This window comes from Paraburkholderia sp. BGA-UO-ETr-F21, assembly GCF_059567925.1.
Genome location: NZ_JCAQOY010000005.1, coordinates 626225 through 643437, shown reverse-complemented (window position 1 = coordinate 643437; position 17213 = coordinate 626225). Strand labels below are relative to the sequence as shown.

The following is a 17213-nucleotide window of genomic DNA, read 5'->3' as shown; positions in this document are numbered from 1 at the left end:
ATTCACGGCTGGGCCGCTCGTGCGGCCCGCCGGATCAACAATCGAATCCAGTTGGAGAAGCAACGTGTTTACCTGTAGAAATCAATCCTGCGAAGCGCAGTGGGAGCAATCGGACGTCGTCATCAAGAACGAAGGGCAGGGCCTCCTGTTCCGTTGCCCGATGTGCGGCGCGCGTAATTACGTCGAGCGTTTCGACGGGGACGACGGCTCGGTGTTGTACGAGCAGATCGAAGGCCGTCCCGCCCCCGGTCCCATGGCCGAATAGTTTTTGCCTTCAGCAGCCTCTTGCCGACTCAAGCCGATTGCGAGCCATCACACCTATGAACAGTCCCACCACCGCCGGCGCGCCGTTTAGCCAGCTACCGCTGCCGCCCGCGACGCTCGCCAACCTGACGCAGCTCGGTTATGTCGAGATGACGCCGATTCAGGCCGCGAGCCTGCCTATCGCGCTCGCCGGCCACGATCTGATCGCCCAGGCGAAAACCGGCAGCGGCAAAACCGCGGCGTTTTCGCTGGCGCTGCTGGCGCGCCTCGACGCGCGCAACTTCGCCGTGCAGGCCATGGTGCTGTGCCCGACGCGCGAACTCGCCGATCAGGTCACGCAGGAAATCCGGCGCCTTGCGCGCGCCGAAGAAAACATCAAGGTGCTGACGTTGTGCGGCGGCACGCCCATGCGTCCGCAAACGGCGAGTCTCGAACACGGCGCGCACATCGTGGTCGGCACGCCGGGCCGCATCATGGATCACCTGGAGCGCGGGAGCCTGCCGCTGCAGTCGCTCAACACGCTGGTGCTCGACGAAGCGGACCGCATGCTCGACATGGGTTTCTTCGACGATATCGCGACTGTCGTGAAGCAGTGCCCGAAAGAACGGCAAACGCTGCTGTTCTCGGCGACGTATCCCGAAGGCATTGTCAAACTGAGCCAGCAATTCCTGCGTAATCCGAAGGAAGTCAAACTCACCGAGCGGCATGACAACACCAAGATCCGTCAGCGCTTCTATGAAGTGACCGAAGACGGGCGTCTGCACGCGGTCGGTCTGCTGCTGAACCACTATCGCCCGGTGAGCACGCTGGCGTTCTGCAATACCAAGCAGCAATGCCGCGATCTGCTCGACGTGCTGCGCGCGCAGGGATTTCATGCGCTCGCGCTGCATGGCGAACTCGACCAGCGTGAACGCGATCAGGTGCTGATCCAGTTCGCCAATCGCAGTTGCTCGGTGCTGGTAGCGACGGATGTCGCCGCGCGCGGTCTCGACATCGCGCAGCTCGAAGCGGTGATCAACGTCGACGTGACGCCGGATCCGGAAGTGCACGTGCACCGCATCGGCCGCACGGGCCGCGCCGATCAGGAAGGCTGGGCGCTGAGTCTCGCGAGCATGAACGAGATGGGCCGCGTCGGCAGTCTCGAACAGGCGCAAAAGCGCGAGGTCGAGTGGCACAAGCTGTCCGAACTGACAGCGGCGAGCAATGAGCGACTGTTGCCGCCCATGGAAACGTTGCAGATTCTCGGCGGGCGCAAGGAAAAGATCCGCCCCGGCGACGTGCTCGGCGCGCTGACCGGCGAGGCGGGTTTCGCCGGCTCGCAGATCGGCAAGATCAACGTGACGGAAATGTCCACCTACGTGGCGGTGGAGCGCAGTATCGCGCGCGATGCGTTGCGCAAGCTCAGCGCCGGCAAGGTGAAGGGCAAAAAAGTCAAAGTCCGCCTGATGGACGACGCCTGATGGCCGACGCCTGATGGCCGACGCCTAAGGCAACGCCGGCCGCGAGCGCTCCGCTCGTGGCCGGGCGCATCACATTACGTCATACCTCTGCAGTTTCACGCGTTCTTCACGCGACCTCGTTTCTTCCCCGAAAGCACCGATCTGTCTGGCTTCGCCCATGGCGGCGCGGGTCCGCTTCAGCCATGACGTAAACGCATGCGGCGCATGACAAAGTTTCGATTGTGACGGTTCTTTGGCTGATGCCTAATCACCACACCAGAAGGGACCGCCGCGCAGCTGGCCGTCCGTGAATCCGCTGCCGGATGGAGAAAGGGAGAAAGCCTTATGCAGAGCGCCACACAAGCCCGCTCGAAGTTGCCTGATGTGGGCACGACGATTTTTACCGTGATCGGTCAACTGGCCGCGCAACACGATGCGCTGAATTTGTCGCAAGGCGCGCCGAACTTCGCGCCGGACCCCAAACTGATTGACGGCGTTGCTCAGGCCATGCGCGCCGGTCATAACCAGTACGCGCCGATGGCCGGCATTGCCGCCTTGCGCGAAGCGCTCGCCGACAAGGTCGCCACGCTGTACGGCGTGCGCTACGACCCGTCCAGCGAAGTGACCGTGATCGCCAGCGCGAGCGAAGGTCTGTATTCGACGATCAGCGCGTTGGTGCATCCGGGCGATGAGGTGATCTACTTCGAGCCTTCGTTCGACAGCTACGGGCCGATCGTCCGCCTGCAGGGCGCGACGCCCGTGCCGATCAAACTGTCGTTGAGTGATTTCCGCGTGGACTGGGACGAGGTCGCCGCAGCGATCACGCCGAAGACCCGCATGATCATCATCAACACGCCGCACAATCCGACCGCGACCGTGTTCAGCGAAGCCGACGTCGAGCGCCTGAAGGCCATTACGCGCAATACCGATATCGTGATTCTCGCCGACGAAGTCTACGAACACGTGGTGTTCGACGGCGCGAAGCATCAAAGCATGGCTTGCCATTCCGAACTCGCGGAGCGTAGCGTGATCGTTTCGTCGTTTGGCAAGTCGTATCACGTGACCGGCTGGCGCGTCGGCTATTGCCTCGCGCCCGCCGCGCTGATGGACGAGATTCGCAAAGTCCATCAATTCATGGTGTTTTCTGCCGATACACCGATGCAGTACGCGTTCGTCGACGCATTGGCCAATCGCGAAAGCTACCTCGGCCTGTCCGCGTTCTATCAGAAGAAGCGCGATCTGCTCACGGACGCCCTGCGCGATTCGCGCTTCGAATTGTTGCCGAGCGAAGGCAGCTTCTTCATGCTCGCGCGTTTTCGCGGCTTCTCCGAAGAAAGCGATAGCGATTTCGTGCTGCGCCTGATTCGCGACGCACGTGTTGCTACGATTCCGCTGTCGGCTTTTTATACCGACGGTACGGACTCCGGCTTGATCCGCCTGAGTTTCTCGAAGGATGATGCGACATTGATCGAAGGCGCGCGCCGTCTGTGCGAGATCTGATTGTGTGAGTCACGGATGCAAGTGGCGGCTTCACGCGACGGCGGGATTTTTGACCGCAGTATGATCGTCGCGCCGTCACGCATCAGCGCGCCGCAATGCGGCGTGACAATAAATCGAAGGGAAAGGGACCTGCTATGAAATTGCTCAAGCCTCTATTGGCACTGGCCTGTGCTTTTGCGTCGCTCGCGGCGTCGTCCGCCGCGAACGCCGCCGAGACCTCGACGCTGCGTTTCGGCCTCGAAGCGCAGTATCCGCCGTTCGAATCGAAGGGGCCGAACGGTGAGTTGCAGGGTCTGGATATCGACGTCGGCAATGCCGTTTGCGCCGCTGCGCATATGACGTGCAAATGGGTCGAGACCTCGTTCGACGGGCTGATTCCCGCGCTGCAGGGTCGCAAGTTCGACGCGATCAACTCGGCGATGAATGCGACCGAACAACGCCGTCAGGCGATCGATTTCACCACCGTCGTGTACCGCGTGCCCACGCAGTTGATCGCGAAGCGTGACAGCGGTCTGCTGCCGACCACGGCCTCGCTGAAGGGCAAACGCGTGGGCGTGTTGCAGTCGTCGATTCAGGAAACCTTCGCCAAGACGCACTGGGAATCGGCGGGCGTGACCGTCGTGCCGTATCAGGACCAGAACCAGGTCTATGCGGATCTCGTGGCGGGCCGTCTCGACGCGACGCTCGTGCTGGCGCCGGCCGGACAGACCGGCTTTCTGTCGAAGCCGAACGGCAACGGTTACGCCTTTGTCGGCGAGCCGGTGCGCGACGACAAGATTCTCGGCAGCGGCATTGCATACGGCATTCGCAAGGGCGATACCGCATTGCGTGAGCGCCTGAATGCGGCGATCGCGAAGCTGCAGGCCGACGGTACCGTGAAGACGCTGGCTGCGAAGTATCTCGGCAATATCGACGTGACGGCGAAATAAGCTGTCGCGCCACGTGGTTCATGTTGTTAGTGAGTCGGCTTGTTGATGGTGCGTTTGGCGGCTACGATACGTAGGCCTTGCTGCGGCGAGGCCTACGCAATAATCGGAGAGCGCACAGATGAGCGGAATCACGCAGGCGGCTGTTCACGCGAAAAGCGCTTGCGCGCCGCGGTTCTGGCGCAATGATGCGTTGCCGTTCATCGAGGTGCGTTCCATCGAAGACGGCCGCGAGGTCTGCTACGCCAAACATTCGCACGAAACCTTCTCCATCGGCGCCGTGACCGGCGGACGCAGCGTCTATCTGAATCGCCACACGCGTGAATGGATCGGCGCGGGCGCGGTCGTCATGATGAATCCGGACGACGTGCATGCCTGCAATCCGGTTGCCGGCGAGCGCTGGTCGTATCGCATGATGCATGTCGACGTCGCATGGCTCACGTCGCTGCAACACGAATTGGGTTTCAACGAGAACCACGCGTTTCACGCGTTCTCGCAGACCATGTCTACAGACGCTGCATTGTTCGGCGGTTTGAACCGGCTGCATGCGATTCTCGTCGACAGTAACGCCGACGTGTTGCGCAAGGAAAGCGCGGCTATCGCCTTCTTCTCCGAAGTACAAAACAAGCTGAATCCGGCGGTCTTGCCGGATCGTGACGCGACCCGTCAACTCACGCGTGCGGCGGAGTTCATTGCTGAAAACTGCACGCGCTCGCTAAAACTCGAAGACATTTGCGACGCGGTCGGTCTGTCCGCGTCGCATCTGATCCGCGCTTTCAAGCAGCGCCACGGCATGACGCCGCACGCATACCTGATCAACCGGCGTATTCAATACAGCCGTGCCCAACTCAGGCGCGGCCGGGTGATCGCGGAGGTCGCGCTCGACGCCGGTTTTGCCGATCAGGCGCATTTGCAGAGAATCTTCAAGCGGCTGGTCGCGGCGACGCCGGGGCAGTATCGCAGTTGAAGCTGTGGCGGCGGCCGTGCGTCAAGCCGCGAGCAGATACAGCGCGCTCGCCGCGAGCAACGCCGCCAATATGCGATTGAAGAACCTCACCCGCTGCGGTTGCTGCAAGTATTTGCGCAGGAACGTGCCGGCGTAGGCCCAACTGGCGATCGACAGATAGCAGATCACGAAGTACAGCACGGTGAATTGCGCGATGAGCCTGCCGTCGCCGTCGGCTGCATACGCACCCATGCCGGCCAGCGACGCGAGCCAGGCTTTGGGATTGAGCCATTGCATGGCCGCGCCGTAGGCGAAGGACGGTCCGCGCGCCGGCTTGTCCGCGCCGAGTCGGCCGTCGTCGACAGCGAGTTTGTAGGCCATGTAGAGCAGGAATCCCACGCCGGCCCATTTGACTATGGCGATCAGGTCGGGGAAACGGGCGAGCAGTTCATGCAGCCCGAGGCCAATCAGCAGAAGCAGCACAGTGAAGCCGACGGTCGCGCCGGTGACATGCCGCATGCTCGCGGCCAGGCCATGTTGCGCGCCGGCGCTGAGCGCGACGACATTCACCGGGCCCGGTGAAATGGAACAGGCCAGCGCGAATGCGGCCATGGAGAGCAGTGCGGTCATCGGAAGCCTCGATACGGAAGTGCGCAGGATCTGCGGCGCTCAAAGGTATCGGGCGAGGGTGCCGGGTGTATTGAAGGAAATTGCTATGGACGGCCCGTGAGGTTGCGCCCCGGGCCTTGCGCTTTTAGCGATGCGTGATGCCGCACCATTGGTACGGAAAGACGCCTTGGCCGACATAGGCGCGGTAAGTGGCGCAGGAACTGGCGTCGATGGTGAAGCCATGCCGCTCCAGAACAGGACGCGCCTGTTCGATCAGTTGTGCATTCTCCGCGGCCACGTCGCGCACGTCATCGTGGCGGATGTCGAGCCGGCACATGCGATTGTCGGCGGCGTTCGGCGTCCATTGCGGGCTCGCGTGAAGGTGCAGGTGATCGATCGCGGCTTGTATCGTGTTGCAGCCTTTCACGCCCTCCGTCAGTCCGATGGCGTTGGCGATCCGATCCATCTTCGCCACGTTGTCGACGCGCCAGTTATATCGGCCTTCGATGATCGCATACGCGGGACCGCCGCGAGAACGCACAAGCTCCGCTATGTGCTGATCGAATTGCGGCGAGTAGGGAAAGCTGCCGTCGATCTGCGTGAACGAGACCGACACGGGAAAGAACTGCACGATCCAGCCCCATGGCGGATTCCCGCCGACAATAACCGCCGTCGTGTTCTGAGGGCTAGTCAAAGCGGGCACGTCGGCACGGAAGGCCGACCTTGCCCAGCGCTCGTGTCCCCAAGTCTCGACGCCGCCGGCCACGACAACCATCGTCGTCACGCAGAGCAACCATGCGGCGACCCGTCGCGCCGTCAGGTAAGGCAGTAGCCGGTCGAGCAGCAGATACGCGACGAGCGGCGTCAGTGTTTCGATCGGAACGACGTAGCGGTAGATGCTGAACAGAATCATCCACAGGAAGTAGCCCAGCGCCACGAAAGTCGTGACGTATGCCGCTCGCGAACTCAGTCGCCGGGTTCGAGGCCGGCGGCGCAATAGCTCCGCGATCCGGGTGGCGGCCAGCATCCAGAACAGCACGTACACGACAGGCCAGATGATCTGATGCAGGCGTGCTTGTCCGACGCGCTTCGAATCGAATGCAAAGACGAAGGGCCAGAGAATGTATTCGCGCGCGTTTTTCGGCAGCCACGATTGATCCGCGACGCCGCTCGGCGGGCTGAGCGGATTGGGGAAGATCGAGCTGAACTGTGGAAAGAACGGGTTGCCGAACGTGTGCCACATTACTGCCATCCAGTAGCCGCCCGCAGCCAGCAAGCCGGCGAGAGCGCCCACGCCGAACAGGAAAGCGGCGCGCACGCGCGCGAACGGTGTTGCTGGCAACAGCAGCAACCCTGCGCAAAGGGCGAGGGCAAACGGCGCATTGGTCAGCTTGAGGCCCATGCCAAGGCCGGCGACGAGGCCCGCGCTTACGAGTCCCGCAGCGGTGGCCGCCGACCACGTTGCCAACCGGTCCCACAGATGCAAGATGAGCAGCAGCGCGGCGAGCACGAACAGCGTGGTCGTGTCGTCGCCCATGGAATTGCCGAAGCCGGACAGAAAATTCGCTGTCAGGATGCCGGCTGCGGCAAGCAGTAGAGGCGTGCGGTTCGCGTCTTCGGGGGGCAGTTGCGGCAGGGTTCGCCGGATGATCGACAGCAACAGCACGAAATTGAGGCCGTGCAGCGTGCCCATGATGAAGCCCGCCAGCGGCGCGGGAAACGTCCGGTTCAACGCGTAGTAGAAGACGTCGAGCATCGGATTGAAGTAGGTCTGCATGCCGGCCGGCGCGAAGTCGGTATGCAGCTTGTCGTTCAGGAACGCGAAGCCGTTGTACTGGTGATAGTTGAACCCGTCCCAATTGCGGTCCTGGCCGAGGAAAAGCGACCACAAGCCGAAGAGGACCGGGACCCACACAAGTGCGGCGGCGCTCAGGCGAGGATCGTTGAGATCCCATGACAAGGCCCGCTGCCAGAAGGAGCGGCGAGCGGGGCGGTCGATCGTGTGCATGTTTTTGTCGGTGCGGGGAAGTGCAAAGCTTTGCGCCGCATGGAGGGCGGCGAGGGCAGCCGACATGGTATCGGAAGGCGGGCGCGCGAAGTTCAGCCTTTGCAGTGCCTTTGGGGAGGCTGAAAAGCAAAACGCCCGGTCGCAAGGACCGGGCTTTTTGCTTTGAATCTTTGGTGGGGCGTGAGTGACTCGAACACTCGACCTACGGATTAAGAGTCCGCTGCTCTACCAACTGAGCTAACGCCCCCAACAGAAGCGAAATTATGCAGAAATTTTTCGGGCTTGCCAAGCCCCTTTAGCAGATTTCTTAAAAAAATTTGCATCGACGGTCCCGAGGCATTCCTCAATGGACTCGCTGTCGTGAAAAAGGCGTTGTCTATATCGTCCCGGTATCATGTCGCGGACACTTTGCCGCACGCAGCATCGCGCGGCTTTCGACCGGGGGCTTGCCATGGATGACAAAGAGATTATCGAATTACTCGACCGCATCCTCGCGCCGTGGGTCCGCGCGCTTACGCTGACGCCGGTCAAGGTCGATGAAGAAAGCGCCACGCTGCGCCTGCCGTTTTCGGGCGGGCTGCGTCACGCGGGTGGCGTGATCTGCGGCCAGGTCTTCATGGCCGCGGCGGACACGGCCATGATCGTCGCCATTTCGGCCGCGCTCGGCGGTTTCAAGCCGATGAGTACGGTCTCGCTCAATATCAATTTCATGCGCACGGTGCGCAAGGGCGACGTGCTGATTACCGCGCGAGTGCTGCGCATGGGCCGCAACCTCGTGTTTGGTGAGGTGGAATTGTTCGACGAAGCCGGCAATATGGCCGTCCACGCCACCACGACCTACGCGCTGCTCGACTAAAACGGGCAGAGCGCCGCATAAGAGGAAAAATCAGGATGTTCGATCAGGTCGTATTCGCCGGCGGTGGCAATCGCTGTTGGTGGCAGGCGGGTTTCTGGGACGTGGTCCAGCCGGAATTGCGGATCCGGCCGCGCGTCATCACCGGCATTTCGGCCGGCGCCGCCACCGCGTGCATGCTCTACACGCGCGATTCCGACTGGGTGATGCGCTATTACGAAGACGCGCTGCGTCACAACACCCGCAACGCCTACTGGGGCAACCTGCTGCGTGGCGAGTCGGTGTTTCCGCATTACCGTATCTACCGTCAGGCGCTGCTCGACATCTACGGCGAGAAATTTTCGACGCTCGCCGATGCGCCGGAAATCCGCATCGGCGTGTCGCATCTGCCGCGCTGGCTCGGTGCGCGTAGCGCGGTGGCCGCCGGTCTGATCGCATACAACATCGAAAAGTACGTGCGCAAGACGCTGCATCCAACACTCGGCCAAACGCTCGGCTTTCATCCGGAGTTCGTGCGCGCGCAAGATTGCGCGAGCGTCGAAGATCTGGCGGATCTGATCCTGCAATCGTCGAGTACGCCGCCGTTCACGCCGGTGCTACGGCGCAACGGCAGGCCGGTGCTGGACGGTGGCATGGTCGATAATGTGCCGGTCGGCGCGCTCGACGCCGAGGCGCCCGGCAACGTGCTCGTAATGGTCACCCGTCTCTATCCGCGCCCGCAGATGTTCGTCGTGCCGCACGGCGTACAGCAACGGCTCTATGTGCAGCCGTCGCGCAAGGTGCCGATTTCCAGTTGGGATTACACCAGCCCCTCGCAGATGGTGCACGCGTACAACCTTGGCCGCGCCGATGGCGAGACCTTTCTCGAACGCATGCCCGATCTGATGGAAGCCGCCGCGCGCGAATCGGCGCGGTGAGAGGACTGGCGGTGGGCGTGGGCCGATACTGCGCGAACCCCGCTGGACGAACTCTCTTGCGGCTCAGCAGGCACCGAGCCGCCCATCGCGGAACCTGCCGTTCTTAACGCCGGCGGCCGCCCTGTAACGCTTCCGGATTCGCCACGCTGCTCGTATCGCCAGCGTCGAAAGCCAGAATGTTGTTGAATGCGGCGGTGAAATACTGCTCGTAGCTTTCCCGCTCCACGTAGCCGATGTGCGGCGTGCAGATCACGTTTTCCATGCGCAGCAGGCTGTAGCCCTGCAGAATCGGCTCGCTTTCGTAGACGTCGATAGCGACCATCCCCGGACGATTGTGCGACAACGCGTTCACCAGCGCGTTTTCGTCGAGCAGCTCGGCCCGGCTCGTGTTCACGAGCAGCGCGGTCGGTTTCATTCGCATCAGGTCTTCCTGTTTGACGATGCCGCGCGTGTCGTCGTGCAGGCGCAAATGTAGCGACAGCACGTCGCTCTGCTCGAATAGCGCCTCGCGACTCTCCGCCACGCTGTAACCGTCGGCGCGAGCGGCTTCGCGCGAATGCTCGCGGCCCCAGATCAGCACGTTCATGCCGAATGCCTTGCCGTATCCGGCAAGCAGCTGGCCGATCTTGCCGTAACCCCAGATTCCCAGTGTCTGACCGCGCAACACCTGCCCCAAACCAAAGTTCGGCGGCAGCGCCGACGTCTTCAGACCAGACTGCTGCCAGGCTCCTTGCTTAAGGTTTGCTACGTATTGCGGAATCCGCCTCTGGGCCGCCATGATGAGAGCCCACGTCAATTCGGCGGGCGCGTACGGCGAGCCGGTGCCTTCGAGCACGGCAATGCCGCGCTCGGTACAGGCCGCCAGATCGATGTGGCTCGAAACCTTGCCGGTCTGGCTGATCATGCGCAAACGCGGAAGTTTGTCGAGCAGTTGCGAGTTGATGCGGGTGCGTTCGCGAATCAGAACGAGTGCGTCGACTTCGGAGAGACGGCTTGCCAACTGGCCCAGACCGCGGACGGTGTTGTTAAAAACCTTGACCTCGTGGTCGGCCAGCAATTGAAAGCAGTCGAGCTTGCGAACGGCGTCCTGATAATCGTCGAGGATGGCAATCTTCATGGTATGTGTCTTGCGACGCACCTTGGTGGTGCGGAACGGAGTGTTATGCTGACTGTCCCACCATGTGACCTAGGTCACATGCCGGTCTGGCTGAATGCCTTACCGTAGTAGCTACCGCACAGAATGGTAGCGCCACGGCAAAGGCCGATTGACATCGTTTTTAACAGTTTGTTGCGTGTTGAGGCAAGCCGCTTTACAGACGGTTGCAGAAGCCCCGTCGGCTGGCCTCTCCGCTCAACAGGCTGTGTGGCCCGGAATGACCTGCACAATTGCGCGTCGGGTGGCAGCAACCCCGGCGTGAAGAATTGAACGCCTCTCGCATGCAGCGTCGCTGGGCTTGTACCGTTTTTCTATTGCTTTCAAAACGGAGACAAGTCGATGAATCATCCCTCATTCGAAGGTCAGCCCACTATCGAGGCGCCCGCGTGGGTCAAGAACCGAAAACTGGTCAACTGGGTGCAGCGCGTCGCTGCGATGACCAAGCCGGAGCGGATCGTCTGGTGCGACGGCTCGCAGGAAGAATACGACCGGCTTTGCGCGCAGATGGTCGAAGCGGGCACTCTCAAAAAACTCAACCCCGCCAGGCGTCCCAATTCTTATCTCGCATGGTCCGACCCGTCCGACGTGGCGCGCGTCGAAGATCGCACCTTCATCTGCTCGCAGCACCGCGAAGATGCGGGCCCCACCAATAACTGGATCGCCCCGGCCGAGATGCGCTCGACGCTCGACGGCCTGTTCGAAGGCGCCATGCGCGGCCGCACCATGTACGTGGTGCCGTTTTCGATGGGACCGCTCGGTTCGCCGATCGCGCATATTGGCGTGGAACTGAGCGACAGTCCGTACGTGGTCACCAACATGCGCATCATGACGCGCATGGGCCGTGAGGTTTACGACGTGCTGGGCGAAGACGGCGAATTCGTGCCGTGCGTCCACTCGGTCGGCGCGCCGCTCGCGGCGGGCGAGAAAGACGTGCCGTGGCCGTGCAATGCCACCAAATACATCGTTCACTTCCCTGAATCGCGTGAAATCTGGAGCTACGGCTCGGGCTACGGCGGCAATGCGCTGCTTGGCAAGAAGTGTTTCGCGCTGCGCATCGCATCGACCATGGGCCGCGCCGAAGGCTGGCTGGCCGAGCATATGCTGATTCTCGGCGTGACCTCGCCGGAAGGGCGCAAGCATCATGTCGCGGCGGCGTTTCCGTCGGCGTGCGGCAAGACCAACTTTGCGATGCTAATCCCGCCGGAAGGCCTGAACGGCTGGAAGATCTCCACGATTGGCGACGATATCGCCTGGATCAAACCGGGCAAGGACGGCCGCCTGTACGCGATCAATCCGGAAGCCGGCTACTTCGGCGTGGCGCCGGGCACGAGCGAGAAGACCAACTTCAACGCCATGGCCACGTTGAAGGAAAACGTGATCTTCACCAACGTTGCGCTGACCGACGACGGCGACGTCTGGTGGGAAGGTATGACGGACGAAGCGCCCGCGCACCTGATCGACTGGCAGGGCAAGGACTGGACGCCCGCCAGCGCGAAGGAAAGCGGCCGCAAGGCGGCGCACCCGAACGCGCGCTTCACGGCGCCGGCCTCGCAATGCCCGTCCATCGACGCCGACTGGGAAAATCCGGCGGGCGTCGCGATCGACGCGTTCATCTTCGGCGGACGCCGCTCCACCACCGTGCCGCTCGTCACCGAAGCGCGCAACTGGGTGGAAGGCGTCTACATGGCGGCTACCATGGGCTCGGAAACGACCGCCGCGGCGGCCGGCCAGCAGGGCGTGGTGCGCCGCGATCCGTTCGCGATGCTGCCGTTCTGCGGCTACAACATGAGCGACTACTTCGGTCACTGGCTGAAGACCGGCGAGCGTCTGCAGCAACTGGGCGCGACACTGCCGAAAATCTTCTGCGTCAACTGGTTCCGCAAGGGCGCGGACGGCAAGTTCGTCTGGCCGGGCTTTGGCGAGAACATGCGGGTGCTGAGCTGGATGGTCGGCCGGATCGAAGGCTCGGCTCAGGGTGAGGAACATGCTTTCGGCGTGTCGCCGCACTATGAGGACATCGACTGGAGCGGGCTGAATTTCAGCCGCGAGCAGTTCGAGCAGGTGATTTCCGTGGACGACGCAGCGTGGCGCGACGAACTCGCACTACACTCGGAACTGTTTGACACACTGCAGCAGGGCCTGCCGCCCGCGCTGACCCAAGCCAAACGAGCGCTCGAAGGGAAACTTGCCGCCTGATCATGTGAGTATTCACTTCGCATGAAAAACCGCCTTCGGGCGGTTTTTCTTTTGGAGGCGACCGCAGAGCGATTTCTTTCTGATTCCACACCGCGCGCACGACCGTTACGTCTGTTGGGTTGAGAAAGGCCGTGCAAGCTGCATTGCAGCAGATTGTTTCTTTTCACGGAACAATCGATGATCGCGCCCCATGTTAGGGCGCACAGTCGCACAAATATTGACAATATTTCCGCTTTCGCGGGCAACTTACACACGATTTCCCGAGTCGTAGGAGAATTCCAAGTTCGCTTCACTGGTTTTCACTAATTGTCAGGAAGCAGTAACACGGCAGGAGTTGTCCTATGGATCATTTGCAGTCGATGCGAGTTTTCGTCAAAGTGGCGGATCTCGGCAGTTTTGCCCGCGCTGCGAGCGCGATGGATATTTCCAACGCAGTTGCCACCCGTCACGTTGCCGACCTCGAAGGCCGTCTCGGTACGCGACTGCTCAATCGCACCACCCGCAGCTTGTCTCTGACCGAATCAGGCCAGGTTTATCTCGAGCGTGCGCGCCAGATTCTCGACGAACTGGAAGACGTCGAGCAGATGGTGGTCGCGCGCAATCACGAACCCGTCGGTACGTTGCGAATCGTCGCGCCGGTGGTGTTCGGGTTGCACAATCTCGCGCCCGTGCTTCAGACGTACGCGGAGCGCTATCCGAAAGTCATCCCCGACGTCACGCTGGTCGACCGTCAGGTCGATCTGGTGGAAGAAGGCTTCGACGTAGGCGTGGTGATCGCGCGGCAAATGCGCAGCGCAAGCATCGTCACGCGGCGTCTCACCACGGGTTGCATGACTGTGTGCGCTACGCCGGCGTATCTGGAGAAACACGGCATGCCCACCCGTCCGGAGCATCTGCTCGAGCATCCGTGCCTGAGCCTGCCTTCCGAATATTGGGGCGACGAGCGCGTGTTCACCGGCCCGGAAGGCGAGGTCCGCGTGCGTCCGTCGAACGTGATCGTGGCGAACAACACCGAAATGCTGCGTCAGTTTGCGTTGCTCGGCATGGGCATCGCCATCCTGCCGAGCTATCTGATCGGCCGCGACATGACGCGCGGCAGGCTCGTGCGGCTGCTCGGCGACTACCGGCTGCCGCAGGTCGAGATCAACATTGCGTATCCGAGCCGCCGCCACTTGCCGGCCAAGGTGCGCACGTTCATCGACCATCTGGTCGAGCATTTCAGCCAGACGCCGAACAGCCTGCTTGGTGAACAGTGGATCAAGGAGGATGGCCTTGGCCGGACTGCTATGACGACGGCGCCCGATTCCGCGGATCCGATGCCGCCGGAAGCCTTCGACGGCGCTGAGCCGCTCTCGCGCCTGCTGGACAGCGAGTTGTCGCCGCTGCCGAAGTCGCTGGCAAAAACAACGCCCCGTACTCGACCCACGGCCTTGTCGCCGCTGTAAGTGGTGAATCAGTGGTGAGTCGATAAAGCCGGCGGCGCCCGCACAGAGCGCTTTCCTGAGAAGCAACAAAAAAGGCGCGATCACACAAGTGATCGCGCCTTTTCTTATGGTGGCCTCGAATGATGCCGGCCGGAGATGAATCTCGCTCCGGCCGCCGGTCCAGTTACGAGCCGGTTTTGCGTGCCGCGGTTTTCCTCGCGGGCGCTTTTTTGGCTGCTGCGGTCTTGGTTGCGGGTGCCTTCTTAGCCGCCACCTTTTTGGCTGCCGGCGTGGCCTTGACCGCGACCGGTGCGTCACCGTCCTCGGACTCCGAATCCACCGAATCCGCCGCTGCCTTGGCAGCCGACTTGGCCGCCGCAGTCTTCGCTGCAGTTTTCGCCGACGGCTCCTTCTTCTCGAACTCGAAGCCGATCTTGCCGTCGTTCTGTTTGACGAGGAATGCCTTGAAGTTCCGGCCGGTACGTGACGACTTGAAGTTGGTCAGCAGGTCAGTGCGGCCTTCTTCGAGTAGCTTGGCCATCTGTTCGCGGGCAATTTCCTGCTGCAGGATCACCTTGCCGGAGCGGAAGTCGCAAGTCTTCGGATTCGCGACCGAGTTTTCGCAGACGTAGCTCATGCCGTGCTCGAACACGCGGCCCTTGCACTTCGGGCACGCGCCGACCGGCTGCTGATCGGAGAAGTCGGGCGGTTCGCCGTCTTCACCGCCGGCATCCTGGCCGAAGTCGAATTCGAGCTTGAAGTTCTTGATCTCATCGTCGAACGAGAGCTTCAGGATCGCCGAGAACGGCCGGCCCATCTTGCTGCGGAAACCCGACAGCGGCCCGATCGTCTTGTTTTGCAGCAACTCTTCGACTTCCGGAATTTCGAACTGACGTCCGCCCGGGATCTTCGAAATTGAAAACTCGCACTTCGAGCACGCAAAGCGCCGGTAGTTTTCCTTCACCTGGCCGCCGCAATTCGGACACGGCGTTTCCAACGTCGCGTAATCGCCGGGGATCGTGTCGGAATCGTACTCTTTCGCGCGCTTCACGATGGTCTGCGTCATGCGGGCGATTTCCTGCATGAACGCGTCGCGCGGCAGGTTGCCGCGCTCCATTTGCGAGAGCTTGTATTCCCACTCGCCAGTCAGTTCCGGCGCGGTCAGTTCCTTTACGCCGAGGCCGCGCAACAACGTCATGAGCTGGAAAGCCTTGGCGGTCGGAATCAGATCGCGGCCTTCGCGAATCAGATACTTTTCACCCAGCAAACCTTCAATGATCGCCGCACGCGTGGCCGGCGTGCCGAGACCTTTGGCCGCCATGGCTTCGCGCAGCTCGTCGTCTTCGACGAGCTTGCCCGCGCCTTCCATGGCCGACAGCAGGGTGGCTTCGTTGTAGCGTGCGGGCGGTTTCGTCACCAACTGCTGGGCGGCGATCTTGTCCGTCTTGACCTTCTCGTCCTTCTGCACCGGCACGAGGTTCGCGTCTTCGCCGCTGATTTCGCGGCCATAGACCTGCAACCAGCCCGGTTCGACCAGCACCTTGCCTTCGGTCTTGAAGTGATGGCCGACCACTTCGGTGATCCGCGTCGTCACCCGATATTCGGCGGCCGGGAAGAACACCGACAGGAAGCGCTTCACGACGAGGTCGTAGAGCTTCTGTTCCGGCTCGGACAGATTTTTCGGCGCTTGCAGCGTTGGGATGATTGCAAAGTGGTCGCTGATCTTCGAATTGTCGAAGATGCGCTTGTTCGGCTTTACCCAGCCCTTGTCGAGCACCTGCTTGGCGAACGGCAGATAGTTGTTGCTCTCCTTGAGCATGCCGAGCGTCTCTTTGACCGTATCCATATAGTCTTCCGGCAGCGCGCGCGCGTCGGTACGGGGATAGGTCAGCACCTTGTGCTTTTCGTACAGCGCCTGGGCGAGGCCCAAGGTGTTCTTCGCCGAGAAGCCGAAGCGGCCGTTGGCTTCACGCTGCAAGCTGGTCAGGTCGAAGAGCGCCGGCGACAGTTGCGTGGACGGCTTCGATTCCTCGGTCACCGTGCCGATCTGGCCGCGGCAGGCGGCGACGATCGTCTCGGCCGCGGGCAGCGCCCACAGACGCGAATCGCGTTTTTCCGGATCGAACTCGTCGCGCTTGAATTTCGGATCGAACCAGCGGCCTTCGTAGAAGCCGGCCGCGCAGACGAATTCCGCCTTCACTTCCCAATAGTCGCGCGGGACGAAGCGGCGAATTTTCTCTTCGCGCTCGACCACGATCGACAGCGTCGGCGTTTGCACCCGACCGACCGTGGTCAGGAAGAAGCCGCCGCCCTTGCTGTTGAACGCGGTCATGGCCCGCGTGCCGTTGATGCCGACCAGCCAGTCCGCCTCCGAGCGGCAGCGCGCCGCATCGGCGAGCGGCTGCATCTCTTCGTCGCTACGCAGGCGGGCGAAGCCGTCGCGGATCGAGCCCGCTGTCATGGATTGCAGCCACAGGCGCTGCACCGGCTGCTTGGCCTTCGCGTGTTGCGCGATCAGACGGAAAATCAGCTCGCCCTCGCGCCCCGCGTCACATGCGTTGATCAGACGGTCGATATCTTTACGCTTGAGCAGCTTGGTCAGCACCTTCAGGCGCGACTCGCTCTTGGCGATCGGATTGAGATCGAAATGCGGCGGAATGACGGGCAGGTTGGCGAAGCTCCACTTGCCGCGCTTGACTTCATAGTCTTCGGGCGCGGCAATTTCCAGCAGGTGGCCGACTGCCGAGGAAAGGACGTACTCGTCGCTTTCATAGTATTCGTCATGCTTGGTAAAGCCGCCCAAAGCGCGCGCGATGTCGTTCGCGACGGAAGGCTTTTCGGCGATGATCAGTGCTTTGGACATGACTCGATGTGAGGTTGGTAGATCAGGGTTGATGGCCGTGAGTGCGCTTTTGCTAGCGCGACCCTCGTTTGCGACCTTTGCGACCCATTAACGACCGCTTTATAGCACACGG

13 protein-coding genes and 1 tRNA gene are annotated in these 17213 nt (G+C 61.8%); 9 read left to right on the top strand and 5 right to left on the bottom strand.

Going from position 1 to position 17213, the window contains the following annotated elements:
• The first annotated feature begins 64 nt into the window (after positions 1–64).
• From AC57B1_RS04535 to AC57B1_RS04515, 5 genes are all read left to right on the top strand, one after another.
• Positions 65–265 (top strand): hypothetical protein, encoded by a 201-nt coding sequence (locus AC57B1_RS04535; RefSeq protein ID WP_091797365.1) that lies wholly within the window; start codon positions 65–67, stop codon positions 263–265.
• A gap of 55 nt (positions 266–320) precedes the next feature.
• Positions 321–1724: an ATP-dependent RNA helicase DbpA gene (dbpA, locus tag AC57B1_RS04530; RefSeq protein WP_496416759.1), complete on the top strand. Its 1404-nt coding sequence runs from the start codon at positions 321–323 to the stop codon at positions 1722–1724.
• Between the two features lie 324 nt (positions 1725–2048).
• Entirely contained in the window at positions 2049–3203 is a 1155-nt protein-coding gene (locus AC57B1_RS04525; RefSeq protein WP_091797359.1) for a pyridoxal phosphate-dependent aminotransferase, read from the top strand.
• Between the two features lie 134 nt (positions 3204–3337).
• Positions 3338–4132 carry an ABC transporter substrate-binding protein gene (locus AC57B1_RS04520; RefSeq protein WP_496416758.1) on the top strand — a complete coding sequence of 265 codons (795 nt, stop codon included), beginning with the start codon at positions 3338–3340 and terminating at the stop codon, positions 4130–4132.
• A 118-nt stretch (positions 4133–4250) separates the two neighbouring features.
• Positions 4251–5096: a helix-turn-helix transcriptional regulator gene (locus AC57B1_RS04515; protein ID WP_496416757.1), complete on the top strand. Its 846-nt coding sequence runs from the start codon at positions 4251–4253 to the stop codon at positions 5094–5096.
• A gap of 21 nt (positions 5097–5117) precedes the next feature.
• Here the strand turns inward: AC57B1_RS04515 and AC57B1_RS04510 are convergent, their stop codons facing one another.
• The 3 genes from AC57B1_RS04510 to AC57B1_RS04500 form a co-directional block, all read right to left on the bottom strand.
• The gene (locus AC57B1_RS04510) at positions 5118–5705 is read right to left on the bottom strand and encodes a LysE family translocator (protein ID WP_496416756.1); all 588 of its coding nucleotides are present in this window, start codon (positions 5703–5705) and stop codon (positions 5118–5120) included.
• Positions 5706–5829: 124 nt separating this feature from the next.
• Positions 5830–7692 (bottom strand): hypothetical protein, encoded by a 1863-nt coding sequence (locus AC57B1_RS04505; protein WP_496416755.1) that lies wholly within the window; start codon positions 7690–7692, stop codon positions 5830–5832.
• 171 nt (positions 7693–7863) lie between these two features.
• Positions 7864–7939, bottom strand: a tRNA-Lys gene (locus AC57B1_RS04500).
• A 204-nt stretch (positions 7940–8143) separates the two neighbouring features.
• Here AC57B1_RS04500 and AC57B1_RS04495 point away from each other — a divergent pair.
• A complete protein-coding gene (locus AC57B1_RS04495) occupies positions 8144–8548 on the top strand; it encodes a PaaI family thioesterase (RefSeq protein ID WP_309395355.1) in 405 nt (134 codons plus the stop codon).
• A 35-nt stretch (positions 8549–8583) separates the two neighbouring features.
• Positions 8584–9462: a patatin-like phospholipase family protein gene (locus AC57B1_RS04490; RefSeq protein ID WP_496416754.1), complete on the top strand. Its 879-nt coding sequence runs from the start codon at positions 8584–8586 to the stop codon at positions 9460–9462.
• 103 nt (positions 9463–9565) lie between these two features.
• Here AC57B1_RS04490 and AC57B1_RS04485 read toward each other — a convergent pair whose 3' ends face one another.
• On the bottom strand, positions 9566–10579 hold the full coding sequence (locus AC57B1_RS04485) for a D-2-hydroxyacid dehydrogenase family protein (protein WP_408184005.1): 1014 nt from the start codon (positions 10577–10579) through the stop codon (positions 9566–9568).
• 378 nt (positions 10580–10957) lie between these two features.
• Between AC57B1_RS04485 and AC57B1_RS04480 the strand changes: the two genes are divergently transcribed.
• Both AC57B1_RS04480 and AC57B1_RS04475 read left to right on the top strand, forming a co-directional pair.
• Positions 10958–12814 carry a phosphoenolpyruvate carboxykinase (GTP) gene (locus AC57B1_RS04480; protein ID WP_496416753.1) on the top strand — a complete coding sequence of 619 codons (1857 nt, stop codon included), beginning with the start codon at positions 10958–10960 and terminating at the stop codon, positions 12812–12814.
• A 341-nt stretch (positions 12815–13155) separates the two neighbouring features.
• Positions 13156–14259, top strand: coding sequence for a LysR family transcriptional regulator (locus tag AC57B1_RS04475; RefSeq protein ID WP_091797324.1), 1104 nt, complete (start codon positions 13156–13158; stop codon positions 14257–14259).
• Positions 14260–14422: 163 nt separating this feature from the next.
• Here the strand turns inward: AC57B1_RS04475 and AC57B1_RS04470 are convergent, their stop codons facing one another.
• Positions 14423–17101: a DNA topoisomerase III gene (locus AC57B1_RS04470; RefSeq protein WP_496416752.1), complete on the bottom strand. Its 2679-nt coding sequence runs from the start codon at positions 17099–17101 to the stop codon at positions 14423–14425.
• Between the last annotated feature and the right edge of the window lie 112 nt (positions 17102–17213).